The organism is Mesorhizobium sp. WSM4840, assembly GCF_055811755.1.
The window spans coordinates 166964-193352 of record NZ_JBVVQD010000004.1; the positions used below are offsets into that span (position 1 = coordinate 166964).

24 protein-coding genes and 1 pseudogene are annotated in these 26389 nt (G+C 63.4%); 12 read left to right on the forward strand and 13 right to left on the reverse strand.

Features of this window, described 5'->3' with window-relative positions; all coding sequences use genetic code 11:
- The first annotated feature begins 45 nt into the window (after positions 1 to 45).
- Positions 46 to 474, forward strand: coding sequence for a low affinity iron permease family protein (locus tag AC0L3I_RS08340; protein ID WP_473485267.1), 429 nt, complete (start codon positions 46 to 48; stop codon positions 472 to 474).
- Positions 475 to 477: 3 nt separating this feature from the next.
- Here the strand turns inward: AC0L3I_RS08340 and AC0L3I_RS08345 are convergent, their stop codons facing one another.
- Positions 478 to 1344 carry an SDR family NAD(P)-dependent oxidoreductase gene (locus AC0L3I_RS08345; RefSeq protein WP_473526595.1) on the reverse strand — a complete coding sequence of 289 codons (867 nt, stop codon included), beginning with the start codon at positions 1342 to 1344 and terminating at the stop codon, positions 478 to 480.
- A 134-nt stretch (positions 1345 to 1478) separates the two neighbouring features.
- On the opposite strand from AC0L3I_RS08345, the gene AC0L3I_RS08350 reads away from it, so the two are divergent.
- Positions 1479 to 1760, forward strand: a complete 282-nt coding sequence (locus AC0L3I_RS08350) for a hypothetical protein (protein ID WP_029351415.1) — start codon at positions 1479 to 1481, stop codon at positions 1758 to 1760.
- Between the two features lie 6 nt (positions 1761 to 1766).
- Here AC0L3I_RS08350 and AC0L3I_RS08355 read toward each other — a convergent pair whose 3' ends face one another.
- Together AC0L3I_RS08355 and AC0L3I_RS08360 are read right to left on the reverse strand one after the other, a co-directional pair.
- Positions 1767 to 2342 (reverse strand): TMEM175 family protein, encoded by a 576-nt coding sequence (locus AC0L3I_RS08355; protein WP_473485269.1) that lies wholly within the window; start codon positions 2340 to 2342, stop codon positions 1767 to 1769.
- Positions 2343 to 2614: 272 nt separating this feature from the next.
- Positions 2615 to 3640, reverse strand: a complete 1026-nt coding sequence (locus AC0L3I_RS08360; protein WP_473526596.1) for a LacI family DNA-binding transcriptional regulator — start codon at positions 3638 to 3640, stop codon at positions 2615 to 2617.
- 198 nt (positions 3641 to 3838) lie between these two features.
- Between AC0L3I_RS08360 and AC0L3I_RS08365 the strand changes: the two genes are divergently transcribed.
- The 5 genes from AC0L3I_RS08365 to AC0L3I_RS08385 all read left to right on the forward strand — a co-directional run bounded on the left by AC0L3I_RS08365 (position 3839) and on the right by AC0L3I_RS08385 (position 8806).
- A complete protein-coding gene (locus tag AC0L3I_RS08365) occupies positions 3839 to 4870 on the forward strand; it encodes a Gfo/Idh/MocA family protein (protein WP_473526597.1) in 1032 nt (343 codons plus the stop codon).
- 2 nt (positions 4871 to 4872) lie between these two features.
- On the forward strand, positions 4873 to 5778 hold the full coding sequence (locus AC0L3I_RS08370) for a sugar phosphate isomerase/epimerase family protein (RefSeq protein WP_473526598.1): 906 nt from the start codon (positions 4873 to 4875) through the stop codon (positions 5776 to 5778).
- Between the two features lie 102 nt (positions 5779 to 5880).
- Positions 5881 to 6894, forward strand: coding sequence for a substrate-binding domain-containing protein (locus tag AC0L3I_RS08375; protein WP_473485273.1), 1014 nt, complete (start codon positions 5881 to 5883; stop codon positions 6892 to 6894).
- Between the two features lie 65 nt (positions 6895 to 6959).
- Positions 6960 to 7757, forward strand: a complete 798-nt coding sequence (locus AC0L3I_RS08380) for an ATP-binding cassette domain-containing protein (RefSeq protein WP_473526599.1) — start codon at positions 6960 to 6962, stop codon at positions 7755 to 7757.
- Positions 7754 to 8806 carry an ABC transporter permease gene (locus tag AC0L3I_RS08385; protein ID WP_287247395.1) on the forward strand — a complete coding sequence of 351 codons (1053 nt, stop codon included), beginning with the start codon at positions 7754 to 7756 and terminating at the stop codon, positions 8804 to 8806. Before AC0L3I_RS08380 ends, AC0L3I_RS08385 begins: the two co-directional genes overlap by 4 nt.
- Before the next feature lie 9 nt (positions 8807 to 8815).
- On the opposite strand, the gene AC0L3I_RS08390 is transcribed toward AC0L3I_RS08385, so the two are convergent.
- Positions 8816 to 11521 (reverse strand): ATP-dependent helicase, encoded by a 2706-nt coding sequence (locus AC0L3I_RS08390; protein ID WP_473526600.1) that lies wholly within the window; start codon positions 11519 to 11521, stop codon positions 8816 to 8818.
- A 219-nt stretch (positions 11522 to 11740) separates the two neighbouring features.
- On the opposite strand from AC0L3I_RS08390, the pseudogene AC0L3I_RS08395 reads away from it, so the two are divergent.
- Positions 11741 to 14053: pseudogene (locus AC0L3I_RS08395) on the forward strand (glucose/quinate/shikimate family membrane-bound PQQ-dependent dehydrogenase).
- Between the two features lie 5 nt (positions 14054 to 14058).
- Here the strand turns inward: AC0L3I_RS08395 and AC0L3I_RS08400 are convergent.
- Positions 14059 to 14217, reverse strand: a complete 159-nt coding sequence (locus AC0L3I_RS08400) for a hypothetical protein (RefSeq protein WP_473485278.1) — start codon at positions 14215 to 14217, stop codon at positions 14059 to 14061.
- A 364-nt stretch (positions 14218 to 14581) separates the two neighbouring features.
- Here AC0L3I_RS08400 and AC0L3I_RS08405 point away from each other — a divergent pair, with 364 nt between their 5' ends.
- Positions 14582 to 15487, forward strand: a complete 906-nt coding sequence (locus AC0L3I_RS08405; RefSeq protein WP_473485279.1) for a dienelactone hydrolase family protein — start codon at positions 14582 to 14584, stop codon at positions 15485 to 15487.
- 97 nt (positions 15488 to 15584) lie between these two features.
- Here AC0L3I_RS08405 and AC0L3I_RS08410 read toward each other — a convergent pair whose 3' ends face one another.
- On the reverse strand, positions 15585 to 16490 hold the full coding sequence (locus AC0L3I_RS08410) for an EamA family transporter (protein WP_473485280.1): 906 nt from the start codon (positions 16488 to 16490) through the stop codon (positions 15585 to 15587).
- Positions 16491 to 16579: 89 nt separating this feature from the next.
- Here AC0L3I_RS08410 and AC0L3I_RS08415 point away from each other — a divergent pair, with 89 nt between their 5' ends.
- A complete protein-coding gene (locus AC0L3I_RS08415; RefSeq protein ID WP_473485392.1) occupies positions 16580 to 17059 on the forward strand; it encodes an Lrp/AsnC family transcriptional regulator in 480 nt (159 codons plus the stop codon).
- A 24-nt stretch (positions 17060 to 17083) separates the two neighbouring features.
- On the opposite strand, the gene AC0L3I_RS08420 is transcribed toward AC0L3I_RS08415, so the two are convergent.
- The 3 genes from AC0L3I_RS08420 to AC0L3I_RS08430 all read right to left on the reverse strand — a co-directional run bounded on the left by AC0L3I_RS08420 (position 17084) and on the right by AC0L3I_RS08430 (position 18852).
- A complete protein-coding gene (locus AC0L3I_RS08420) occupies positions 17084 to 17281 on the reverse strand; it encodes a hypothetical protein (RefSeq protein ID WP_023676715.1) in 198 nt (65 codons plus the stop codon).
- 112 nt (positions 17282 to 17393) lie between these two features.
- Positions 17394 to 17894 (reverse strand): thioesterase family protein, encoded by a 501-nt coding sequence (locus AC0L3I_RS08425; protein ID WP_473485281.1) that lies wholly within the window; start codon positions 17892 to 17894, stop codon positions 17394 to 17396.
- Positions 17895 to 18078: 184 nt separating this feature from the next.
- Positions 18079 to 18852, reverse strand: a complete 774-nt coding sequence (locus AC0L3I_RS08430) for a hypothetical protein (protein WP_473526601.1) — start codon at positions 18850 to 18852, stop codon at positions 18079 to 18081.
- 95 nt (positions 18853 to 18947) lie between these two features.
- On the opposite strand from AC0L3I_RS08430, the gene AC0L3I_RS08435 reads away from it, so the two are divergent.
- Together AC0L3I_RS08435 and AC0L3I_RS08440 are read left to right on the forward strand one after the other, a co-directional pair.
- On the forward strand, positions 18948 to 20360 hold the full coding sequence (locus tag AC0L3I_RS08435) for an FAD-binding oxidoreductase (RefSeq protein ID WP_473526602.1): 1413 nt from the start codon (positions 18948 to 18950) through the stop codon (positions 20358 to 20360).
- A 94-nt stretch (positions 20361 to 20454) separates the two neighbouring features.
- Entirely contained in the window at positions 20455 to 24489 is a 4035-nt protein-coding gene (locus AC0L3I_RS08440; protein WP_473526603.1) for an AsmA family protein, read from the forward strand.
- 6 nt (positions 24490 to 24495) lie between these two features.
- On the opposite strand, the gene AC0L3I_RS08445 is transcribed toward AC0L3I_RS08440, so the two are convergent.
- The 4 genes from AC0L3I_RS08445 to AC0L3I_RS08460 form a co-directional block, all read right to left on the reverse strand.
- Entirely contained in the window at positions 24496 to 24723 is a 228-nt protein-coding gene (locus AC0L3I_RS08445; protein ID WP_023798778.1) for a ribbon-helix-helix domain-containing protein, read from the reverse strand.
- A gap of 20 nt (positions 24724 to 24743) precedes the next feature.
- Entirely contained in the window at positions 24744 to 24989 is a 246-nt protein-coding gene (locus AC0L3I_RS08450) for a DUF4169 family protein (RefSeq protein ID WP_473485285.1), read from the reverse strand.
- Between the two features lie 18 nt (positions 24990 to 25007).
- Positions 25008 to 25541: an SspB family protein gene (locus AC0L3I_RS08455; protein WP_473485286.1), complete on the reverse strand. Its 534-nt coding sequence runs from the start codon at positions 25539 to 25541 to the stop codon at positions 25008 to 25010.
- 118 nt (positions 25542 to 25659) lie between these two features.
- Complete coding sequence (locus AC0L3I_RS08460) at positions 25660 to 26349, reverse strand: TetR/AcrR family transcriptional regulator (RefSeq protein WP_473526604.1); 690 nt, start codon at positions 26347 to 26349, stop codon at positions 25660 to 25662.
- Positions 26350 to 26389 lie beyond the last annotated feature (40 nt).

Below are 26389 nucleotides of genomic sequence, written 5' to 3' on the forward strand. Positions count from 1 at the left end.
TCCTTGCAAGGGAACCCGGAGCGGTTGCCGGTTGTTTCTCTTGCCATGATCGAGAAGCTTTTCACCAAGATCGCCACCTACGTTGCCCATCTTGCCGGTTTGCCGACGACATTCGCCGTCTGTTTTCTGATCATCGTTGCCTGGGCGATAAGCGGGCCGTTGTTCGGCTTTTCGGATACGTGGCAACTCGTCATCAATACCGGCACGACGATCGTCACCTTCCTGATGGTGTTCCTCATCCAGAACACCCAGAACCGCGATGGCACGGCGATTCAGACGAAACTCGACGAGTTGATCCGGGTCGGCAAAGCCCACAATACTTTTATCGGCATCGAGCACCTGACCGAATCCGAGGTCGAGGAGATCCGCAAAAAATGTGAACAAGCGGCGAAACGGCATGACCAGAAGATCGCCGATGCGGCGGTCAAGAAAGCCGCTGCGCAAAAGCGCGGCTCGAACACACATGCGGCGTGAGCGTCAGCTTTCCATGAACGCCGCGAAAGGCTCCTTGTAATCCGGATGCCAGCGCGACAGAGCAGGGCGGTTCTCGATGATGTCGCCGATCGCCCAGGCCATGCGCTTTTCGTCCATAGGCCGTGTCGCCTCGTTGTCGGGGCACAGGATGTAGAAGTCGCCACGCACCAGCGAGGCCAGCATGAAGTCGATCACCTGCTCGCCTGTCCAGGCGCCGGCGGGCTTTTCGGTTGCACCTTCGGTCAGGCCGGTAAAAGTGAACCCCGGGATGAGCAGATGCGCGGCGATGTTGGCACCGGGCTCGTTGCGCAACGCATGTGCCAGGCCTTCGGTGAAGGTCTTCACGCCTGATTTGGAGACGTTGTAGGCAAGATTGCCGGGCGGCGTGGTGATGCCTTGCTTGGAGCCGGTGTTGACGAAAAGGGCCGGCCTGCCGGCCGCCAGCATGCGCGGCACGAAGGCCTCGACGCCATGGACAACGCCCCAGAAATTGATGTCCAGCAGCCGCTTCCAGGCGTCGCGGTTCTCCCAGGGTTTGCCGGGATTGTTGCCGACGCCGGCATTGTTCATCAACAGCGACACGCTGCCGAACGCACCGAACGCCTTTTCGGCCAGCCGGTCGAGTTCGTCGGCTTTCGAGACGTCGGTGGCGACCGCGAGTACCGCGCCGTCGCCGGCAATCGTTGCAACGGCGCCGGCAGCCTCATCGAGCCGGGCGCCGCCAATATCGGCCAGCACGATTTTCAGGCCCATCGCCGCCAGCCGCTTGGCCGCGGCAAGGCCGATGCCGCTGGCGCCGCCGGTGATGACGGCAACGTTGCCGGAGGCAAGGGCAGGCAAAGCGCTCTGGATTTCGGCATCGGTGGACATGGCTATGGCGTCCTCGTTCAAGCTGCGCCGAACTTAGCGCGGCGAGGGGCTCGCGCAAGCCCGCTTTGGCATCCTTGGGTTGACCACATCGGCAGGCGCTGCGCATGCTGTCCACGTAAGAAGGAGATTACCGATTGACCGACTGGATCGAGATCCTGAAAGAACAGACCGCCACCGGCGACCAGATGAGCCGCGAGGTGCCGCAAATGCTTGCCAATCCTGACATCAGCGAAGCGCAAGTGAAGACGCTGTTTTCGGCGCTCGAAAAGCAAGCGGAATTCGTCGAGAAGCTGCGCATGGCGCTGGAGAAATTTGGCCATGATTTTTCGGTGATCAAGGCGGCCGAGCGGCTCGAGGAGCGCTATGCCGATCTTGCGGCCTCCGTGGCGGAGAAGCTGAAAGCAATGCGGGGCTAGGCAGACCTATTTTTCGACCAGCCTTTCGAACCGCCTGTCCGGTACGAACCAGATCATGGCAACCAGCACATAGAGCGCGACGCTGATCCATTGATTGACGAAGGTCAGCGGAATGGCGGCGATATAAAGGACCAACGAGATCTTTTCCTTGCGGTCGGTGCCTACCGCTCTGGCGAAGGCAGTGTCGTTGCCATGCAGCCGGTGCAGCATGACGACTAGAATGAAGTAGGCGGCCGCGCAAAGCGCCAGGACAACACCGTAAACGGCGACAGGCACCGGCGCGAAATGGTTTTCGCCCATGAAGGCGGTGGTGACGGGCATCAGCGACAGCCAGAACAGCAGATGCAAATTCGCCCACAGCACGCGGCCATCCACCCACTGCACGGTGTGGAACATGTGGTGCAAATTGTTCCAGTAGATGCCGACATAGATGAAGGACAGCACGTAGCTGAAAAACGTGGGCCATAGAGGTGCCAGCACGGAAAACTCCGCGCCATGCGGCACCTTCAACTCGAGCACCATGATGGTGATGATGATGGCGATGACGCCATCGGTAAATGCCTCGACTCGTCCCTTGCCCATGGATTTCCTCCACTGCGCCTGGCTCATCCTAGGCGATCGAAGTGGCTGGAGGGAAGGCCTGGGCGCTGTCGTTCAGCCGTTCGGCGTCTCGCCGGTGGCCGGTCTGTCTTCGATCATGTGCAGGGTGGGCCAGCGGCCGAAGCGGTGATAGGCGGCTGCCAGCGCGAGCGAGGTGATCGAGCCGACCGGAAAGCTCCACCATAACGCTTCCTCGCCGATAACAAGAAGAGCGGCCGATCAACAACAAGAGGGGAAGGTGAGTGCGGCCATCATCAATCGCTGTCGCGTGCGATCAGCTCCAGCGGCCAGACCTCACGGATGATCCGCGCGCCTTCGGTGCCGGCAAAGGCCGGGATCGACGCCAGCAACATTTCGGCCAGCCGCCGTCCCATCGGCTCCAGGGGAGGGCGGAAGCCGGTCAGCGCCGGTGAAAAATAGCGGCACAGCGGCGTGTCGACGATGACGATCACCGCAATGTCGTGACCGGGCTTGATGCCCATCTCGGCCAGCGCCTTGCAGCCGCCGAGTGCCATCGCGTCATTATTGAAGATGATCGCGGTCGGCGGGTCCTTGGAGCGCATCACCTCAGGCGTCACTTCGTATCCGCCGGCCTCGTTGATGAAGCCGTCCGCGATCAGCCCGGGGTCGACCTCGATATCGTGCCGCCGTAAGGCCTTGCGATAGCCGGCCAGGAACAGATAGCCGAAATTGAGGTTAAGAGACGGGCGGATGGCGGCGATGCGGCGATGGCCGCGCGCCACCAGGCGGTCGACCGCGTCGGCCCCGGCTTTTTCGAAATCGAGGTCGAGCGACGGATAGGTCTTGCCGCCAGAGCGGCTGCGGCCGAGCGTCGCGAACGGGAATCCGACCCTGGTCAGGTAATCGATGCGCTCGTCCTCGCGACGCGTCCAGGCCAGCACCACCGCATCGGCCCGGCGCGTCTCGACCACCCGGCGCAGGCGCTCCTGCTGGTAGTCGCCCGGCGCGCCCATCACCACGATCAGGTCGAGCCCGCTTTCGGCGAGTTTCGCCTGCAGCCCGGTCAGGAACGGAATGAAGAACGGCTCGCCATATTGCTCGTCGCCCGGGTGCGGCTGCAGCATGAAGGCGATCGAGTGGGTGGCGCCGCGCCGCAGGCTGCGGCCGGACTGGTTCGGCGAATAGTTCAGTTTTGCCGCCGCATCGAGCACGCGCTGGCGTGTATCGGCATTGACGTCGGCGCGCCCGTTGAGCGCGCGCGACACGGTGCCGATCGAAATGTTCAGGTGACGCGCAAGGTCGTGGATGCTGGACGCCAAAGGACGGTTCTCCCCCTTTCTTGGCTATCACCGGCCGCTCTTCAGGCCAAGGCAATAAAGCTGATTTTCGCGAGCGGCCAATTGACATTCTACGCCTTCCGGTGTGTTCTCGTAAACGTTTACGGAAAAACGTTTACGGTCATGCCGTGAATGCCGTGACGATCGGTCTGGAGGGGCCGAGTGGAGGAGGAGCGCTGGATGATGAATGTCGTCCTGGTCGGCTGCGGAGCGATGAGCAAGCACTGGCTCGATGCGGCGAGGCAGATCGACGGGTTGGCTATTGTCGGCCTTGTCGACCTCGACGCCGACAGGGCGAAGGTAAGGGCGCGCGAATACGAGCTTGCCGGCGCCATTGTCGGAACCAATCTTGACGCTGTCCTCGACCAGACCAAGCCCGACGCAGTGTTCGACGTCGTGGTTCCGGTGGCCCGGCGCGAGGTTGCGCTCTCCGCGTTTGCCCATCATTGCCACCTCCTGACGGAGAAGCCGCTGGCTGACAGCCCGGAGAACGCGCGTGCCATCGTCGAGGCTGCCCGACGCGCCAAGCGCGTGCACGCCGTCGTCCAGAACCGCCGCTATGTCGCCAACGTCAGGCGCATCAGGCGTTTTCTCGATTCCGGCGCCATCGGTCCGCCAACCAGCATCCACGCCGAATTCTTCGTCGCGCCGCATTTCGGCGGGTTTCGCGAGGAGATGCGCCATGTCCTGCTGCTCGACATGGCGATCCATACTTTCGACGCCGCCCGCTACATGGTCGACGCTGCACCGGCCAGCGTCTATTGCCAGGAATGGGAGCCGGCCAATTCCTGGTACCGGCAGGGATCATCGGCCACCGCCATCTTCGAGTTCGGCGGCGGCAAGCTGTTCACTTATGCCGGTTCCTGGTGCGCCGACGGGTTCCGCACCAGCTGGGAGGCCACGTGGCGCATCGTCGCCGAGCGCGGCACTCTGGTCTGGGACGGCGAGGACGGGTTGAAGGCGGAGGTCACGCGGCCTATCCGCGAAGGCCTGTTCGACCGCACCGAGCCGCTCGCCGTGCCGCCGCTCGATCCCAATGACCGCGTCGGCGGCCATCTCGGCATCATCCAGGATTTCGTACTCGCCGTCGAAACCGGCAGCGAGCCGGAGACGCGCGGCGCCGACAACATCAAAAGCCTGGCCATGGTCTTCGGCGCGATCGAGAGCGCCGAAACCGGGCGCCGGGTCGCGATCGCTGTACAAGAAGGATGACGATGCCAAACCCGCTTCTCGACATCAGGATCGGCACCATGGTGCGGGCCAATCTCGACGACCCGGCCGCCTATATCAAGGCGATCCTGCCGCTCGGCTTCGAGAGCATCCAGCCCTTCTTCTGGCAGACGCTGGGCGGCAAGGACCTTCCACGGCTGGCCGGCCAGATCCGCGAAGCGATCGGCGACGCCGACGTCGTCGTCTCCTCACTCGGCGTCTTCGGCAATCCGCTGGAAAGCGGCGATGTCGATCGCGGCGTGCTTCATGCATGGGAAACGGCCATCGACCATGCGCATCTGTTCGGCACCTCGATGGTCAGCGGATTCACCGGCCGCCTCCGCGGCAAGCCGCTGCCCGACAGCCTGCCACGCTTCCGCGAGGTTTGGGGACCACTGGCTCGGCGCGCCGCCGACAAGGGCGTGCGCATCGCCTTCGAGAATTGCGCGATGGACGGCAACTGGGCTGATGGAGACTGGAACATCGCCCACAATCCGGACGCCTGGGAGCTGATGTTCAACGAATTGCCGGACGACAATCTTGGCCTGGAATGGGAGCCTTGCCACCAGCTCGTCTACCTGATCGATCCGATCCCGCAGATCCGCAAATGGGCGCCGCGCATCTTCCATGTCCACGGCAAGGACGCGACGGTGCGCTGGGACGTGATCCGCGAGCATGGCGTGTTCGGCCGGCTGCCGTTCGTGCAAATGCGCACGCCTGGCTTCGGCGACAGCGACTGGACGCGGGTGATCAGCGAATTGCGGCTGACCGGATACAAGGGCGCCATCGACATCGAAGGCTGGCACGACCCGGTCTATCGCGGCGACCTCGAGATTACAGGGCAGGCTCGCTCGCTCGACTACCTCAAGCAATGCCGGGGAGGTGCGACGTATCTGCCGAACCCGGCGTGAGGATGGCCGGCGCGAGGAGCCGGCCAGCGAAGCATTGCGGCGAGAAGCCGAAGCATTCGTCGAAAACCCTCGGCTTGCGAGGGAACAAAGGGAGGAACGTGCATGAGCATCACGATGAGAAGGACAGTTCTGCGTTCGACCGTCCTGGCGGCCGCCACGGCGCTCGCCGCCGCAATCTCCACCTTGCCTGCCCAGGCGCTCGATGCCCAGTGGTGCAAGGACGTCCACATCCGCTTCTTCGTCGGCGGCGCCGAGGGCGACGCCTTCGGCACCATCGTCTACAATGGCGCCAAGCAGGCCGAGGCCGATCTTGGGCCAAAGGTCGACTACATCTTTTCCCAGTGGGATGTCGAGAAGATGGTGCAGCAATTGCGCGAGGCCGTCGCGGTCAAGCCCGGCGGCATCGCCATGATGGGCCACCCGGGCGATGCTTCGATCATGCCGCTGGCCGAACAGGCGCACAAGGACGGCATCAGGATGATGTACCAGAACGTGCCGGTGCCGAAGGTCACGGCAGCGTTCGGCGGCGGCTATGTCGGCGCCCAGCAGGAGCAGCAGGGCCGCGCGCTCGGCGCCGAGGCGTTCAAGCTGGCCGGGCTCAAGGCCGGCGACAAGGCGATCATGATCGGCCCGTTCGAGAACGAGAACCGCGGCGCGCGCGAGCGCGGCACGGTCGCCGCCCTGAAAGAGGCGGGCGTCGAGGTCATCCAGCTCTCCTCGCCACCGAGCGGCGAATGGGCTTCCGACCCCAATCTGGCCATTCCGGTGATTACCGCAGCACTCCTCAACAATCCCGACGTCAAGGCGGTTGGCTATCCCGGCGGACAGATGCTGGGCAACGTCCCGACTTACATGCAGGCGGCGGGCAGGAAGGCGGGCGATATCTTCAACTTCGGCTTCGACACCAGCCCGCAGATCGTCGAGGGCTTCAAGGGCGGCTGGGTCCAGCTGACGGCCGACCAGCAACCATTCCTGCAAGGTTATCTGCCGATCCTCAGCCTCTGCCAGCAGGTGGTGCTGGGCCTCGCGCCGATGAATGTCGACACCGGCGCCGGCTTCGTCACACCTGAGAATTACGAGATCGTCGCCGAGCTCGCCAAGCAGGCGCTGCGCTGACTTGTAACCACGGCATGCCGGTCGGGTAGGCCCGACCGGCATGCCGGAACCAAGCGAGGACAGTCATGGCCGAACGCCTTATCGAACTGCGCGACATCAGCAAGTCCTATGGCCAGGTCTATGCGCTGGGCGGGGTCAATCTTAGCGTCGACCGCGGCGAGGTGGTCGGCCTGATCGGCGACAATGGCGCCGGCAAGTCGACACTGATCAAGATCCTCTCCGGCGTGGTCAAGCCGACCAGCGGCGAGATCCTCATCCGCGGCAAGCCGGTGACCGGATGGAGTGCGGCGCGCTCGCGCGACGCCGGCATCGAGACGGTGTTCCAGGACCGGGCACTGGCCGTGCAGCAGACGATCGTGCGCAACATCTTCATGGGCCGCGAGCTCACCGGCTGGTTCGGCTGGCTGAAGGTCGGCAAGGAGATCGAGGAGGCGAGCCGCCTGATGCGCGAGATCGGCTTCACCTCGAAAGTGTTCACGCCGCAATCGATCGTCGGCCAACTCTCCGGCGGCGAACGCCAGGGCGTGGCGATCGCCCGCGCCATCTACAAGCAGGCCGACCTGATCATCCTCGACGAGCCGACGACGGCGCTGTCGCTGACCGAGACCGCCAAAGTCTTCCATTTCGTGCGCCAGGTGCGGGCGAGCGGACGGTCGATCCTGTTCATCGGCCACAACATCCACCACGTCTTCGATATTGCCGACCGATTCGTCGTGCTCGACCGCGGCAAGGTCGCGCTCACCGCCGACCGCAGCCAAGTCAAGTCGGCCGAAGACCTCATCAACTTCATGGAAGACGTCGCGCATCCGGGCGGATTGCCGGGACTGCACGACGCCGGCGACCCGGAGCAGAGAGCACGATGAGCAAGACAATGGAGCCCGATCTGCACGAGCCGTCCGCCGGCATCTCCCGTCCCGGCAATCCCCGGAAAGAGTGGAAACACCCATCTGATCACTGGATGCGCGGCTTCATCCTCGACAACCGCGCCGCACTCGGCACGCTTGCCGTGTTCGTGGTGATGATGACAGTGTTCATGATCGCCAACCCGACCGTCTTCACCACCTGGTATCTCTACAGTTCCGTGCTCACCACGCTGCCGGTAGCGCTGTTTGTGGTGGTGCCGCTGGTCTTCGTCGTCACCTGCGGCGAGATCGACCTGTCGTTTCCGGCGACGATGGGTTTTGCCTCATGGGTGTTCGCGCTGGTCGTGCAGGCCGGCTACGATCCGTTCCTCGGCATCGCCGCCGCCATTGCAACGGGCACGTTGCTCGGCTTTCTCGTCGGATCGCTGGTCGTCTATGGCGGGCTGTCGTCGCTGATCGCCACGCTCGGCATGAATTTCCTGCTGCGCGGCCTGATCCAGATCATCAACGAAGGCAAGTCGACCGCGCTGACCAGCCTCGCCGACAGCTGGGCCTACAAGATCTTCTCCAGCCAGCTCTACGGCATCCCGGTGCAGATCTTCTGGGCCATCGGCTTCGTCGTGCTGTCGGCGCTGCTCTACAACAGGCATCGCTTCGGCGCGCAGGTGAAGGTGGTCGGCGACAATCCCGACAGCGCCCAACAGATGGGCATCGACGTCAAGCGCGTGCGGGTGAAAGTGTTCGTCTTCGTCGGCATCGGGGCGGCGATCGCCGGCACCTTCTCGGTGATGATCAACTTCACCTGGTGGCCGACGGCTGGCGACGGCTATTTGCTGCCGGTGCTGGCATCGGTGTTCGTTGGCGGCACGCCGACCTGGGGCGGCGTCGGCACCGTGGTCGGCGGCGCCATCGGCGCGGTCACCGTGTCGTTCATCCAGACCGGCGTTGTCGCGGCAGGCCTGAGCGGCTTCTATGTCCAGTTCTTCAACGGGCTGATCATCATCCTGTCGCTGCTCGGCCACAAATGGAACCAGGCGCGGTATCGGTGAGGGGGACACTCACACCCCGGTGACAAACCCATCCAGCACGCGTTTCTGGCCGGCCTTGTCGAAATCGATGGTCAGCTTGTTGCCGTCGATGGCCGCAATGTTGCCGTTGCCGAATTTCTGGTGGAAGACTCGGTCGCCGACATTGAAGGGGGATGGCGTGTCGGCAACGGATTTGGCGACCAGTTCGCCGTCGATGGTGCGGCCCTTGATCGAGGTCCGGCCGGCGCCATAGCCGCTGTCGGTCTCGCCATAGCCGATGCGCTCGACCTGATGGCCGGAACGCGATCCCCAGTTGCGGTCGGTTGCTTCGGTGCGGTTCTGTTGCGCGCGCTGCCAGCCCGGCGTCGCATAGGTGCTGGAGAAGGCACCGGATTTCTCGGTGCCGCCTGTATTGCCGCCAACATTGTCGAAGCGCGAAGCGCCATAAGGATTCTGCCTTCCTGCGCCTTGGCCGCCCCGTCCGGAGGCGAAAGACCCGCCGCCATAGGCATTGCCGTAACCGCCATAGGAGTTGCCGCTTTCGGCGACCTCGACATGGGCTTCCGGCAATTCATCGAGGAAGCGCGACGGGATGGTCGATTGCCACAGGCCGTGGATGCGGCGGTTGGAGACGAACCACAAATGCAGGTTCTTCTTGGCGCGGGTCAGCCCGACATAGGCCAGCCGCCGTTCTTCCTCCAGCCCGGAGCGGCCGCCCTCGTCGAGCGCGCGCTGGTGCGGAAAAAGACCTTCCTCCCAACCAGGGAGAAAAACCGTCTCGAATTCGAGGCCCTTGGCCGAATGCAGCGTCATGATGTTGACGGCGTCGAGCTCGGCATTCTGCTCGGCGTCCATCACCAGTGCTACATGTTCGAGGAAGGAGCGCAGCGATTCGTACTCCTCCATCGAGCGGATCAGCTCTTTCAGGTTTTCCAGCCGGCCGGGCGCTTCCACCGAGCGGTCGTTTTTCCACATGTCGGTGTAGCCGCTCTCCTCCAGGATGGTCTCGGCCAGCTCGGTGTGCGGCGTGGTTTCCAGCCCCTTCTGCCAGCGCTCGAAATTGGCGGCGACTTCGCGCAATGCTGCGCGCGGCTTCGGCTTCAGTTCGTCGCTCTCGGCGAGTTTTTCCGCAGCCTCCAGCATCGGAATGCGGAGCGTCCTGGCGGTGTCGTGGATCTGGCGGATGGTGGCTTCGCCCAGCCCGCGCTTCGGCACGTTGACGATACGCTCGAAGGCTAGGTCGTCTGCGCCTTGCGCGACGACGCGGAAGAAGGCCAGCGCATCGCGGATTTCGAGGCGCTCGTAGAAGCGCGGGCCGCCGATGACGCGATAGTTGAGGCCGAGCGTGACGAAACGATCCTCGAATTCGCGCATCTGAAAGGACGCGCGGACAAGAATGGCCATGTCGTTGAGATTGTGCTTCTGCCGCTGGTAGGCCTCGATGGTTTCGCCAACGGCGCGGGCCTCCTCCTCGGAATCCCAGGCGGCATGGACATGGACCTTCTCGTCGTCCTCGGCGATCTTTTCGGTGAACAGCGTCTTGCCGAAGCGGCCTTCATTGTGGGCGATGAGATGGGAGGCGGTGCCGAGGATGTGCGCGGTGGAGCGGTAGTTGCGCTCCAGCCGGATGATCGCGGCGCCGGGGAAATCCTTGTCGAAGCGCAGGATGTTATCGACCTCGGCCCCACGCCAGCCATAGATGGATTGATCGTCGTCGCCGACGCAACAGATGTTTACGGTGGCTGGGCGCGGGTTTCCCTCCCCCTTGAGGGGAGGGTGGCCGGGCAAAGCCCGGCCGGGTGGGGTCCGTGCGGCAGTGCTCGACGCTCTGGCGGTCCCTTCTGAGGCGACCCCCTCCGCCCGCTTCGCGGGCACCTCCCCCTCAAGGGGGGAGGATTGCGGCCGCTGGGCCAGCAGGCGCAGCCACATGTATTGGGCGGTGTTGGTGTCCTGGTACTCGTCGACGAGAATGTATTTGAAGCGCTTGTGGTACTCCTTCAGCACGTCCGGATTGTCGCGGAAGATGCGGATCGGGTGGCACAGGAGGTCGCCGAAGTCGCAGGCGTTCAGTGTCTTCAGCCGCTCCTGATAGGCCTTGTAGAGCTCGCGGCCCTTGCCGTTGGCGAAGGCGCGGGCGTCGCCCTCGGGAATGTCGGCAGGGCCAAGCCCCTTGTTCTTCCAGCCGTCGATCATCTGGGCGAACTGCCTGGCCGGCCAGCGCTTGTCGTCCAGCCCTTCGGCCTGGATGAGCTGCTTGATCAGGCGCACGACGTCGTCGGTGTCGAGAATGGTGAAGTCGGATTTGAGCCCGGCAAGCTCGGCGTGGCGGCGCAGCAGCTTCACTCCAATCGAGTGGAAGGTGCCGAGCCACGGCATGCCTTCGACATTGCCGTCGCCGATCAGCAGGCCAATGCGCTGCTTCATTTCGCGCGCGGCCTTGTTGGTGAAGGTGACGGCGAGGATCTGCGACGGGAAGGCTCTCTTCGTGGCGAGGATGTGAGCGATGCGGGTGGTCAAGACACGCGTCTTGCCGGTGCCGGCGCCGGCCAGCACCAGAACCGGACCCTCGGTGGTTTCCACCGCCAGCCGCTGTTCGGGGTTGAGCCCGTTCAGATAGTCGGGCGCATTGGTGTGGCCGCTGCGGGCAGCCATGGCGCGCGCGGCAATGCCGGACGGGGCCGTGGGCCGCGCATTCGGTTCGTCAAAAAAGGGCATGTCTTCCGAAAAGCCGGACATTGTCCCCGAATGTAGTGATTCGGCAGCGAAAGGCCAGAAGTGTCTCCGTTTTGTTCTCAATCCAGGCGGGGGAGTTACAAATCCGGTAGAACACCACCTATAGCGCCAGCCTGCTTGACAGCCATGGCGGGCCGGAGAAAGTTGTGCTCGGGGCAGGAACGCAATGCCGGGTTGCCCATTGACGCGTGCGAAGCGCGCACCAGTCGAAGGAGCATCGTTTTGGCTGTCGTCATCACCTCCCTCATCCTTTTCCTTATCGGCCTGGTACTCGGCGGCGGCGGCATCTGGTTAGCTTCGCTAGGTGGCAGTTGGTATTACGTCATTGCCGGCATAGCCTTCCTCGTCGCTGCCTGGCTGCTCTACAGGCGCAAATCCATGGCGCTGTGGCTGTACGCGGCGATCGTCATCGGCACGCTTTGCTGGGCGGTCTGGGAAACCGGCTTCGACTGGTGGGAGCTCGGTCCGCGCGGCGGCATTATCGTGCTTATCGCGTTGTGGCTGCTGACACCGTGGGCGCGGGGCGGGCTCACCGGTCCCGATGGTCGCGCGCCGCTGATCCTCGCCGTGCTGGCGTCGATCGGCGTCGCCGGCTATTCGATGACGACCGATCCAAAGAATATTGCCGGCGAACTCAACACCGACAAGGTGACGCCGACCGCCGATCGCGGCGGCAATGTGCCAGCCGGCGAATGGCACTATTACGGTCGCACGACGTATGGCCAGCGCTATTCGCCGCTCGACCAGATCACCCCCGAAAACGTTGCCAATCTGCAGCCGGCCTGGACCTATCGCACCGGCGATGTGAAAGGGCCCGACGATATCAGTGAGACGACCTATCAGGTGACGCCGCTGAAGGTTGCCGACACGCTCTACATTTGCACGCCGCACAATTTCGCCATTGCGATCGATGCCGCCAGCGGCAAGGAGAAATGGCGCTTCGATCCCAAGATCAAGTTGGACAAGGACCGCCAGCACCAGACCTGCCGCGGCGTGTCCTATTATGTCGATGCCAAAATCGCCGCCGGCCAGCCCTGTGCGGCACGCATCTATCTGCCGACATCCGACGCTAGGCTGATCGCGCTCGACGCCGCGAATGGCCAGGTCTGTCCCACATTTGCCGAAGGCGGCACGCTGAACCTGCTTGCCAACATGCCATATCCGAAGCCGGGCTATTATTATTCGACCTCGGCGCCGCTGATCGTCGCCAACAAGATCATCGTCGGCGGCGCGGTCAACGACAATTATTCAACGCAGGAGCCGTCCGGCGTCATCCGTGCCTTCGACGTCGACACCGGCGCCCTGATTTGGAACTGGGATTCCGGCAATCCGGACCAGACGACGCCACGGGCGCCGGGTCAGACCTATACCCACAACTCTCCCAACATGTGGTCGACAGCGAGCGCCGACGAGAAGCTCGGCTTGCTCTATGTGCCGCTCGGCAATCAGACGCCGGACCAGCTCGGTATGGGGCGCAGCGCCAATGTCGAGAAATTCTCCTCCTCGATCACCGCGCTCGATCTCAACACCGGCCAATTGCGCTGGGTGCGGCAGACCGTGCATCACGATCTGTGGGACATGGACGTGCCTGCGCAGCCGACGCTGGTCGACATCACCACGGCTGGCGGCGTGGTGCCGGGGCTGGTCGGGCCGACCAAGCAGGGCGACCTCTATGTACTCGACCGGCGCAGCGGCGAGCCGATCGTCCCGGTCAACGAAGTACCGGCGCCGGGCGGCGCGATCGAGGGCGACCACACCTCGCCGACGCAGCCGGCTTCGGATCTGAGTTTCAATCCGGAGCCGCTGACCGGGGCCGACATGTAGGGCATCACCATGTTTGACCAGCTGGCCTGCCGGATCGAATTCCTGAAACTGCGCTACGAGGGCCGCTATACGCCGCCGTCGCTGCAAGGCTCGCTGATCTATCCCGGCAATTTCGGCACATTCAACTGGGGCGGCGTCGCCGTCGATCCGGTCCGGCAGGTGATGTTCGGCATGCCGACATACCTGGCGTTCATCTCCAGGCTGGTCCCGCGCGCGGACGTGCCGCCGCCGGGCGATACCAAGGGCAGCGAACAGGGCCTAAATCGCAATGACGGTGCGCCTTACGCAGTGATATTGAAGCCGTTTCTGTCGCCGCTCGGCATTCCCTGCCAAGCGCCGCCCTGGGGCTATGTCGCGGGCGTCGATCTCAGGACCGGCAAGATCGTCTACAAACACCGCAACGGCACCGTCTACGACATGACGCCGCTGCCACTGCCGTTCAAGGTCGGCGTGCCGGGCATTGGCGGGCCGATGATCACCGCCGGCGGCGTCGCCTTCCTTGGTGCTGCGGTCGACGACTTTTTCCGCGCTTATGATCTGACGACCGGCAGGCAGCTCTGGCAGACCCGGCTGCCGGCCGGCGGGCAGTCGACGCCGATGACCTACACGGTCGCCGACGGTCGTCAGTTCGTGGTCATCGTCGCCGGCGGCCATGGCTCGGTCGGTACCAAGCCGGGGGATTACGTGATGGCCTATACGCTGCCGAAATAGGGCGTTCAGTCGTTGGTTTTCGAGCGGCTGCCGGCAGGCCGGCGCCGGTTGCTGCGGACCTTGACCGTCGATCGCCTGGCCGCCAAGGCGGCTGACCGCAGCGCCAGCAGCGCGGCGCCGGCAAGCACGAATGCGCTTACAAGGATCGGGGTCGGGAAGATCATGGGCGTTGTTCCTTCTTGTCAGAGCCAGCCACAGGGTAGGCAGGATCACCACCGGCGGCTTTCGTTCATACTGCGGCAGCACCGCCAAGATTGTCGGAGATGACCAAAATTTGATGAAGATGCGGCGCATTCGCGTCATGGCCTTTCGGGCCGAGACCAGCTGACAGGCCTTGGCGACGACGCCGAAGAAGGCTGTCGCCTTGAATATCCTAGCTAAGGAAATCGCTTCGACGGTCCATAGCCAATGCAGGCCGACCGGCGTTGTGGAGTGCATGCTAGGGCCTCACTGATCCGTGACTGGACCATGCGGGCTTCGACCCTATGTTGCGCGGCGGGAGTGTTTCCCGAAGCCGAGGAGAGCGCCATGACGAAACCTAGCCCTGCCGGCCCAGCCGTCACGACACCCGCCATTACCCAGGCGATGATCGACGCCTATGACGAATACACGCATCTGACGCTCGACCGGCGGCGCTTCATGGAACAGTTGACCAGGCTTGCCGGATCAGGTGCGGCGGCGGCCGCAATCGCGCCGCTGCTGGCTGCGAATTCGGCCCGGGCAGGGATCATTGCCGAGGACGATTCACGCGTGATGGGCGAGGACATCAGCTATCCCGGCAGCGGTGGCGAGATGAAGGGCTATCTGGTCAAGCCGGCCGGCCAGTCCGGCAAGCTCGGCACCGTCATCGTCGTGCATGAGAACAGGGGGCTCAACCCGCATATACGCGATGTGGCGCGGCGCGTGGCGCTGGAAGGATTTGTGGCGCTTGCCCCGGACTTCCTGTCACCGCTCGGCGGCACGCCGGCCGACGAAGACAAGGCGCGTGAGCAGTTTTCCAAACTCGATCCGGCGCAGACCATCGCCAATGCGGTCGCAACGGTCGCTTTCCTCAAGGGATACGCGGATGGCAACGGCAAGGTCGGCGCGGTCGGCTTCTGCTGGGGCGGCGGCACGGTGAACACACTGGCTGCCAACGCGCCGGATCTGGCTGCCGCTGTCGCCTATTACGGCATGCAGACGAAGGCCGAGGATGTGCCGAAGATCAAGGCGGCGTTGCTGCTGCATTATGCCGGGCTTGACACCCGCATCAATGCCGGCATCGACGCTTTCAGGAAGGAGCTCGATGCAGCCGAGGTCGAGTACACGATCTATGTCTATGAAGGTGCCAATCATGCCTTCAACAATGACACGTCCGCCGCCCGCTACGACAAGAACGCGGCGGACCTCGCCTGGGGCCGGACAAGCGCCTTCCTCAGGGAGAAGCTGGCATAGAGCGGCGGACTCTCAGGTCGAACCGTGCCGCCGCTCCATGTTTTGGTTTGAGCATCGGATTTTCCCAAAACCGGCTGCCACTTTTGGGTCCGATGCTCTAGTCACGCGCCGGTTTGTGGAAAGCGACACCGGCCACCACCAGCGCGATGCCGAGGCAATCGGTGGGGCTGGGTATCTGGCGGAGCACAATGACGCCGATCAGCGTGGCGGTGACCGGCAGCAACGACAGCATCAGCGCGAAGCTCGATCGCGGCAGCCGCGACATGGCAAGCTGGTCGCAGATATAAGGGATGACCGAGGAGCATATGCCGACGCCGATGGCGGCGATGAGCAGTGGCGGCGCCGAGAAGGCCGGCAGCGCATCGGTGAAGCCGATCGGCAGCACGATGAGGCAGGCGACCGCCATGGCGGCACCCAGGCCGGCGATGCCGTCGCCAGCGCCGGCGCGGGCAACGCGATGGCCAAGCACGATGTAGCCGACGAACAGCGCGCCGTTTAGGAAGGCCCAGAACAGGCCGATCGGATCGCTTGACCATTTGACATCGATCAGCAGCAAGGTGCCGATGACGGCAACGGCAAGGGCTGCGAGATTGCGCGGGCTTCTGACGCCTACCAGCGCGACGCCGATGGTGCCGACGAATTCGATCGCCGCGACCAGCGAGATCGGCAAACGATCGAGCGCCAGGTAGAAGGAGCAATTCATCACGCCGAGGCAAGCGCCAAAAGCGAGAAGCAGCAGTCGGGTCGGCCGGTCGGCGCGGGCGAAGACCGTCCAGGGCCGGGTCAGCGGCGCGAAGACAAGGGTGGCCGTAACGATGCGCAGCCAGGCCATGCCGAGCACGCCGACATGCGGGAAAAGCAGCACGGCGAAAGCCGGCCCGAGATAATGGAACACGGCGCTGACGCCGAACCAGACATGCGGCGGCAGCGAGGCCGCCAGCTTGCCAAAGACGGGGCCGGCGAGGGCAGGGCTTGCAGCTGGGGCTTGCGCTTGATCATCCATAGGATCATTATCGCAGGCGATCTTTCCGGTTTATATGGATAATGACTAGCCAAAGAGCTCATTGATTTTCTAAAACCGAGGAGTTTTCCCTGAAACGCCTTCGAAACGAAAATTCCGACCTGGATGCGGCTGATCTGAAAATCCTTCGCCTGCTGGAAAAGGATGCGCGCACCAGCACCGCTGAACTGGCGCGCTCGGTCGGCCTGTCGGCGCCGAGCGTGGCCGAGCGCATTCGGCGGCTGCAGGAGAGCGGCGTGATCGAGGCTTACACGCTGCGGATCAATCCGGCCGCGCTCGGCATGAAGCTGTCGGCATGGCTGCGCATCAGGCCTGTGCCGGGACAACTGGCTGTGGTGGCCGAGATCATCCGCGACTTGCCGGAGATCGCCCAATGCGACCGGGTGACCGGCGAGGACTGCTTCATCGCGCTGGCGCATGTCGGCTCGGTGGCCGAACTCGAACGGGTGATCGACCGCATCATTCCGTTTGCGATGACTAACACCGCGATCATCCAGTCGTCGCCGGTGGTGGCGCGTTCGCCGCTGGCGGCAGTGAAGCACCAGCCCTGACGGTTAAGGAATTAAGCGCTGCCGTCAGGCATGCCCGCGCTTCATCCGCGCTTGCTTCAGTATGGCGCGCCAGCGGATCATGGCGAAGGGGATCGGCTCGTTGTTGTTGGCGATGTGGAAGATCTCGTTGTTGAGGTTCTTCAGCGAGCGCCAGAAATCATAGTCGGTGATGCGTGGGTCGGCCGCCAGCCTGTCCGCCTCGACCTTGATGTCGGTTTTCATGCACGTTCCCCGAACCGCTTCAGCCCCGCCGCCCGTGCGGACGGTTTTCGAACGCCGCGCTGAGTCGTTCAACGCCTCAATTCGGCTTGTTCACGTTAAAACCTTGGTAAGGTTAACGGGACTGCGGTTCAAGCGTCTTGCGACGAATACCGATCGAACGGCCGGCGCGCTCGGGCATCGGCAGCGCCGCATGGGCGGCGCGCATCGCTTCGACCTTGGCCAGGACATCGGCCGGGAAGGGCGCCACCTTCGGTCCGGACATGTCGACGTGCAGCGACAGTGATTCGGAAGTGGCAGCGAGCCAACCGTCGACATGACGAATTTCCTGGTAGGCTCTGAGCCGCTTGTCGTCATGGTCGAGGAGTTGGAAGGAGACATTGACCTGGTGGTCGAGATGCAGCTCCCTGATATAGCAGACATGGACTTCCGCCGTGTAGATGGTCAGCCGGCGCTGCTTCGCATAATCCGGCCCCATCCCCATCATTTCGAACGCTTCGTCGGAACAGCGGTCGAACAGCACGTTGTAATAGGCCATGTTGAGATGGCCGTTGTAGTCGATCCAGTCGTTTTCGATGTCCATGGCACGAGAGACGAAGGGGGCAGGGGTGGACATCGAAAACTTCCTTCTCGCTGGACAGGACGTGGCTGGTGAGACTACCCATCCATAAGCCCATAACAAGGGTGGACACTGGTCCATTCGCGGAGGAATAGATGGCTCTGAGCGACCTCAATCCGGTCGAGCGCAACGAAGAAGGCATCGCCGCTGTGCTCGGCATCCTGAGCGCGCGAGACAGCGCTTAAGTTTCTGGCATCACGCGGTAGGCCGCCACCAGGGCAAGGGCGCCTATTGGAAAGCCAAACAGCATCACGATTTTCCCTGCCCCTGCCCAGAAGAGTGCCAAATCATCGCCCGTTGTGTAGCACACGGCATTCAGCCAGCAGTGCTCAGTGCTGGTGTCGAATTCACCGAAGCCGAAGTATGCGCTTAAGCCTGCTAAAATACCAAATAAAGTACAGGCGAATGTGCTAAATGTAGTTGGCCTCTTGCGTAGACCGGCACCGAAGCGCATTACTATCTCGTTTTTTGGCATTTTCGAATAATATATCAGTGCAGGAATGAATATTGCGAAGCCAATAGCCATGAAACAACTCATTATTGATTGAGCTCGAAAGGCCAGTTGTTCGGAAAGCGGCGGCTGAATATCAGTTGCGTATTTCGCAATGACAGGGAAAACGCTTGATCCAATCGCTGACAATAGTGAGCCCACTTGGCCAATCGGGCCTTTTTGAGGTTCCGCGTAGGTAAGAGCTATTGCGAGCGTCTCGCCGAGCGACAAGCTGGTAACGACGCAGATATACACGTACTTTCCGTACCGCTGCGCAAAAGGACCGGGCTTGCGAGTAAAGGCAGGCTCTCTGCGTGTGCTCACAACCGCGAACAGCGCCAGAAAGGCAGAGAAGATAACCGCGCCAAACCAGACAACCCGGCTCTGAGTGGACGCGCTATGCACTGCCCATCCAGGCAAAAGAGCCAAGAAGAGAAAGAAGTAGCCTATCGCCGCATGTATCATTTCTGACCTGAAGGTCGCTGCTGCAACTTGACTAACCCAATGGACATCCGCGCGGCAAGTGGCTTAGACATCCTAGAAAACCGGGATGGAAACATATGGCTCTGAGCGACCTCAATCCGGTCGAGCGCAACGAAGAAGGCATCGCCGCGGTGCTCGGCATCCTCAAGCAGCGGCTCGGCGAGCGGTTCCAGACCGGCGAGGCGATCCGCGCCCAGCACGCGCATACCACCACCTACATTCCGACCCAGGCGCCTGACGGTGTGGCATTTCCGGAGACGACGGCAGAGGTGCAGGAGATCGTGTCGGCCTGCGCCGCGCACCGCGTGCCGGTGATCGCCTTCGGCGTCGGCTCTTCGCTGGAGGGCCATACCAACGCGCCAGGCGGCGGCATCTCGCTGGATATGTCGCGGATGAACCGCATCCTCGCGGTCAACCCGCAGGATCTCGACTGCACGGTCGAGCCCGGTGTGACGCGCGAGGATCTCAACCGGCATCTGCGCGACACCGGCCTGTTCTTTCCGATCGATCCGGGCGCGAATGCATCGCTCGGCGGCATGGCGGCGACGCGGGCGTCGGGCACCAATGCGGTGCGCTACGGCACGATGCGCGAGAATGTGTTGTCGCTGACGGCGGTGATGGCCGACGGCGAGACCGTGACGACCGGCAAGCGCGCAAAAAAGAGCTCGGCCGGCTACGATCTGACGCGGCTCCTAATTGGCTCTGAAGGCACGCTCGGCATCATCACCCAGCTGACCCTGAAGCTGCAGGGCATTCCGCAGGCGATTTCCGGCGGCGTCTGCCCGTTTCCAAGCGTCGAGGCGGCCTGCAACGCGGTGATCGCGACAATCCAGATGGGCATTCCGGTGGCACGCATCGAACTGGTGAATGCGCTGCAGATGCGGGCGATGAAGAGTTATTCGAAACTCGATTATCCCGAAAGCCCATGCCTGTTCGTCGAGTTCCATGGCAGCGACGCCGGCGTTGCCGAGCAGGCCGAGACCTTCGGCATGATCGCCGAGGAATATGGCGGCGGCCCGTTCCTGTGGACCAGCGTCGCCGAGGAGCGGACGAAGCTGTGGAAGGCCAGGCACGACGCCTATTGGTCGTCGCTGACGCTGCGGCCGGGCGCCAAGGGGTTGTCGACCGACGTCTGCGTGCCGATCTCGCGCTTTGCCGAATGCGTCACGCAAACCGAGGCCGACATCGCCGAGATGGGGTTGATCGCGCCGATCGTCGGCCATGCCGGCGACGGCAATTTCCATGTGCTGGTGCTGATGGACACGGACGATCCGAAGGAAATCGCGCAGACGGAAGAGTTTGTCGCGCGGCTGAACATACGGGCGATCGGCATGGATGGAACCTGTACCGGCGAGCACGGCATCGGACAAGGCAAGGTCGGCTTCCTGCGCCATGAACTCGGCCACAGCGTTGATATCATGCGCACGATCAAGCAGGCGCTCGACCCGCTGAACATCATGAACCCTGGGAAGATACTGCCGGCCGACTAGAGCTTTTTGCTCTTGGAGCGATCGATTTGCCTCTTTATCAACACGCTGATGCGGGTAGAGTGCGGCTGATTTTCAATCAACTGCTTGGGAGTTGATGCTCGCACGCCTGTTCGTGATCTTCGGTGGCCTTTTCGTGCTGGTGCTGTGTGCGGCGCTGGTGGTGCCGTATTTTATCGACTGGACAAGCTACCGTGCCGATTTCGAGCGTGAGGCAAGCGCCATTCTGGGCCGTAAGGTAACCGTTCAGGGCGATGCGACGGCGAGACTGCTGCCGTTTCCCTCCGTGACCTTTTCGAACGTCACCGTTGCCGGTGGCCCCGGCGGCCAGCCGGCAATGACCGTCGAGACTTTTTCGATGGATGCGGAACTGGCGCCCTTCCTGAGCGGCGAAGTGCTGATCTTCGACATGCGGCTGGTGCGGCCGAAGGCGACGATCGACATTGCCGCCGATGGTACGGTCGACTGGGCGATACGCCCGTCGTCACCCTTCGATCCCGGCCAGATCTCGATCGAGAAGCTGACGGTGACGGAGGGAGAGATCGCGCTGCGCCATGCTGCCGGCGGGCGCAGCCATCTGCTTTCCGAGATCAACTCGACGATCTCTGCCAAATCGCTGGCCGGACCTTGGCGGATGGGTGGTTCGCTCTGGCTCGACGGCTTGCGCAGCACGGTCATCGCCTCCACCGGCAAGGCCGGCAGTGACGGGCAGATGCGAGTTCGGCTCAAGCTCGATCCAGACGCCTATCCGCTGGTCATCGAAGCGGATGGCAATGCCGGCATCGTCAATGGCGCCGCGATCTATACGGGTCAGTTCAAGGTCGCAAGTTCTGACACGAATGGTGTCGACAAGAGTTCGACGCAGCTTGACGGCACGGACGGTGGGACGATGAAGGCCAGCGCCGGCAAGCCGGAGCCGGGGTTCAGGCTGAACGGCAAATTTTCGCTCGACCACCGGAAGCTTGGTGTCGACGAATTCCGCTTCGAGACCGGGCCGCTCGACAATCCCTACACCGCCGACGGCAAGGCTGCCGTCGAGCTTGGGCCGAACCCAAGCTTTTCGATCGAGGCCGATGGCGCACAGGTGCAGTTCGATGAAGCCGTCGGCGCCGCGGCCGACGCCGGACTGACGCTGTCGGCGCGTGTCGCGGCGCTGGAGCAGGCGCTGCTCGACCTGCCCAAGCCGACCATACCGGGCACCGTCGAGGTGAAGCTGCCGGCGGTGGTGGCCGGCGACACGACAGTTCGCGACGTGCGCCTTTCCGCCGAGCCGGCCGATGCCGGCTGGTCGGTGAAGTCGCTCGCTGCGACACTGCCCGGCCGTGCCAGGCTGGAGGCAAATGGTATGCTCAGCGTCGAGGATCATTTCGGCTTCACCGGTTCGCTGCTTCTGGCGGTGGGGCAGCCTTCCGGCTTTGCCGCCTGGCTGTCGAAAGATGTCGACGAGGCGATCCGCCGGCTGCCGGCCGCCGGCTTCAAGACCAAGGTCGACCTGACCGGGAAGCGGCAGGCCTTCAGCGACCTCGAACTCATTCTCGGCAAGGCGAAATTTTCCGGTCGCATCGATTCCAGCCAGCCCGACGACGCCAGGCCGTCGGTGCTGATGCGGCTCGAAGGTGGCGAGCTCGATGTCGACGGCCTCGCCGCCTTCGCCTCGATCTTCATCAGCGACAAGGGCGCCAACCGTTTTTCCGACCGCGACCTCGATTTCCAGATCAAGGCCGGGCCGGTCAGTGCCGGCGGGCTGACCGCCGATACGGTCGATACGGCGCTCAGGCTACGCGATGGGCTGCTCGAAATCGACCGGCTTTCGCTCAATGGGCTTGCCGGCGCGTCGATCAGCGCCACCGGACGGATCAAGGATTTCCCGGTGAGCCCGACCGGCAAGCTTGATGCCTCCGTGGTCGCCGTCGACCTCAAGCCATTGGTCGATGTGGCGGCGAAGCACTATCCGGACAATGCCGTGCTGAAGGGACTGGCGGGACGCGTGGCGGCCTATCCCGAGCTGTTCCAGGACGCGCGCATCGATCTGGTGACGAGTGCCGCCGCCAATGGCGACGGCACGACGGGACTGGCGGTCAGCGCGCAAGGCAGGGCAGGTGGCTCGGCGTTTTCAGCATCGCTGTCCGGCAAAGGGATGGCCGAGCGGCTTCTCGATGCGCCGGTGTCACTGACCTTCAACGCCAGGAATGCCGACGCCACCGCACTTCTGGCGCTTTACGGGCTGCCGGCGCTGCCGCTCGGCATGCTTGGCGAGGCGACCACCGATGTCTCGGCGAAAGGCACGCTTGGCGGCGGCATGGCGACGAGCTTCAACCTCACCGGCAACGATTTCAAGGCTGGTTTCGACGGGACATTCGCCGGCACGCCACAAGGCGCCACCGCCAAGGGCAAGGTCAGCCTGGAAGCTGCCGACATCGAGCCGTGGCTGATGACGACAGGCGTCGGCTTGCCGGGCATGGGGACAGGCATGTCGACGTGGTTTGCGGCCGACGCCGATTTCGGCAACGGCCTTCTGGTGCTGTCCGGCCTCAGCGGCGCCATCAACGAGGCGGCGGTTTCCGGTGACGTCAATGTTGACGTCAAGGACGGGGTGCCGCATCTTGCCGGCGCGCTGGTACTCGATGAACTGGATCTCGACCCGATGGCGGTGGCGCTGTTTGGTGATCAGGCCTTCCTGGGCGCCGGCGGGGCTTGGCCGACCGCCCCGTTCAGCCAGAAGCCCAGCCTGCCTTTCACAGCCGAACTCGACCTGACCACGGCATCGCTGGTCGCCGGCCCGCTTGCCACGGCCTATGACGCGGCGCTTTCGCTGAAGCTCGACCAGGAAGGCATCCGCGTTTCGGACCTCAAGGCAAAGTTCTCAGGCGGCGCGCTTTCCGGGCTGTTCGAGCTGAAGAACAATGACGGCACCGGGCTTTTCTCCGGCCAGATGAAACTTGCCGGCGCCGATCTGGCAACCGTGATGCCACAGGCCGGCATCAGCGGAAGCGGCGATTTCTCGGCAGCGCTTTCGACCAGCGGCAAATCGGTCGATGCGATGGTAGCGGCGCTGTCCGGTTCCGGCACGGCGGCGCTGAAGGGCTTGACCATTGCCGGCGTCAATCCCGACGCCTTTGGCGCCTTCATCGCCAGGGCCGATGCGATCGGGCGCGATATCGATGCGGCCAAGACCGCCGGCTTCGCGCCGCAGATCGCCGCAGACGGCAGTTTTCCGGCCGGGGATACGGACATCGCCTTCACAATTGCCGGCGGCACGCTGAGGGCACCGCCGGTCAATCTTGAAAATCCGGCGGCGAAGCTGTCCGCCGACATTACGGCGGACCTGAACGCCAGCACGGTCGCGACCGGTGGTTCGATCACTTATCGGCCCGGCGACGAAGCGCTGGTCGGCTCCGATCCGACTGTGAATTTCAGCGTCGACGGGCCGTTCGGCGCCGCGAAGCGGCAATTCGACAGTGAGCCGCTGGCGCAGTTCCTGACCCAGCGCGCGCTTGAAAAGGAACAGCAGCGGGTCGAGGCCATGCAGGCTGCACTGCTTGAAAAACAGCGGCTGCGGCGCGAGGTGCGTTACTACGCGGCCCTGCAAGCCGAGCGTGAGAGGGCAGCCGAGGAATTGCGCAAGCAGCAGGAGGCGGCGCGGCTGCAAGCCGAGGCAGATGCGAGGGCGAAGGCTGAAGCCGAGGCAAAGGCTCGAGCCGAAGCGGAGGCGAAGGCCAAAGCGGATGCGCAGGCGAGGTCTGAAGCCGTGGCCAAAGCCAAGGCGGATGCACAGGCGAAGGCTGAAGCCGAGGCCAAAGCCAAGGTCGAGGCGGAGGCAAGGGCCAGGGCGGATGCCGAAGCGAGAGCCAGAGCGGCGCAAAAAGCGGCGGACGAGGCGGCGAAAGCCGAGGAACAGCAACGCCGGAAAGCGGAAGAGGCGAGGCGGACGGAAGAGGCGAGGCGGATCGCTGCGGAACAAAAGGCAAAGCTCGACGCCCAGCGCAGGGCGGCGGCTGAGCAGGCGCAGAAAATCGAGCGCGCGCCTCAGCCGCCGGCCAATGACAACCCGCCGCCATCAGGATCCGCGCCAAAACCCACGCTTGAACCTTCGTCGATCGACAATCTGCTGAAGTCGCTGGGCGGCGGATAGCTCCACCTAGACCGGTTTCATCCCTCGCTTTGCCCAATCCAGGACGTAGAGCCTGAGCGCCGAGGACAGGTTGGCATCGCGCGGCCGGGCCTCGTCGATTTCGGCGACGAGGGCGGCGAGCGTCAGTTTGCGCGCGGCCGCGATGGCGACGAGATCGTCGAAAAACGGCTTTTCGAGCGAATAGCTGGTGCGATGGCCGCGAATGGTCACCGAGCGTTTCTCGACCGGGCTCACCGGACGTGACTCATTTCACTTCAAGCATCGGATTTATCCGAAAACCGCGGCGCACTTTTCGGTCCGATGCTCGGGGAATCCGGATCGCCCGAGGCTTCGCGGCGATGGCCGGCGACAAACGTTTCTGCTTTCTCGGCGATCAGACGGTCACGCTCCCGGTCGGCCCTGGAACGGCCGTGCAGCGTCCGGTTCTGTTCTGCCAGGCGCCCCTTCTCAGCTCGTGCCTTTTGCTTGCGGGCCTGGCGGAGATTGACGATGTCGGCCATGTCGCGCGGCCCGTCGGATCACTTCTTGCGGAAGGCGTCGAGCGACACCACTTCGGCGCCCTTGGCGACGGCGTCGGCCGCGGCAGGCTTCTTTTCGGCCTCAGCGGTCTTCTTCTTTTCCGGCTTTTTCTCGGCGACGGCGGCCAGCGGTTCGGAAGCGGGCTGGCCGGCCAACTCCTCTTCTGCCGAGGTCTCCGTCTTCACATCGAATTCGAGCTCGAAATTGACGGACGGGTCGTAAAAGCCGCGCACGGCCGAGAACGGGATTTCCAGCTTTTCCGGCACGTCGGAGAAAGACAGCCCGACCTCGAAGCCGGTGTCGGTCACCTTCAGGTCCCAATACTGGAACTGGATGACGATGGTCATCTGTTCGGGATAGCGCTCGCGCAAGCGGGAAGATACGCGCACGCCCGGGGCGCCGGTCAGGAAAGTGATGAAGAAATGATGGTTGCCGGGAAGGCCGGTGCGCGCGACCTCGGCCAGGACTTTGCGCATGACGCCGCGCAATGCCTCCTGGGCCAGAATGTCGTAGCGAATGTGGTCGTCGGCCATGTGGCTGTCGGGTTCCGTTGAATCGTCCGCATAGCTGTAATCAAGCTTGAGCGCGGCGTAAACCGGATATAGACGCCGGCAGCGCAGATGCGAGAGGGCATGCCTCAGATTTGATCGCTCAGGCGCCAGCGAGCGCGCTGTGCTTTTGCGCGTCGGCCGCCGGCTGCCGCTTGCCGAAGGCGCGCAGGAATGTGCGCACGCCATGTGTCGCCGATTGCAGCACCTCATCATCGGTCGGCGTGCCGCCAAGCATGAAGGTCGTCTGCAATTCGGCATTGGCAAGGGCCAGGAACTGGCGGGCCGCGACGTCGGGGTCCTCGATGTCGAGGAAACCGGCATGGGCGAGGCGGGCGAAACGGGCGGCGATAGCCGGCCATATCCTGCCCGGTCCCTGTTCGCGCCATTCGGCAAACAGCTCGGGATAGCGCTCGCCCTCGGTCTGGATCAGCTTGCGCAGGAATTTTCCATCGCGGTTGCAGATACAGTTGCGGTTCATGCGCACAGCGAAGGCGATCAGATCGGCTTCAAGGTCCTTCGGCTGGTCCGGAAAGGTGGAAATGGTGGCGAAGATGCCGGCATTGCAGCGCTCGGTAAGGTCGCGGACGATGGCGACGAAGAGTTTCTCCTTATCGCCATGGTGGTTGTAGATCGTCTGGCGCGAAACGCCGGCCTCGGCGGCAATCATGTCGATATTGGCGCCGGCGAAGCTTTCGCGGCAGAACACCTCGCCGGCAGCGTCCATGATGGAGGCGCGCTTGGCCTCATGGCCGCGTGGCGGGATGGTGTCAGGAGAAACGTCGTGCTTCATGAAAACTATATAGAGGTGATTGACGAATTAGACAAGAGTG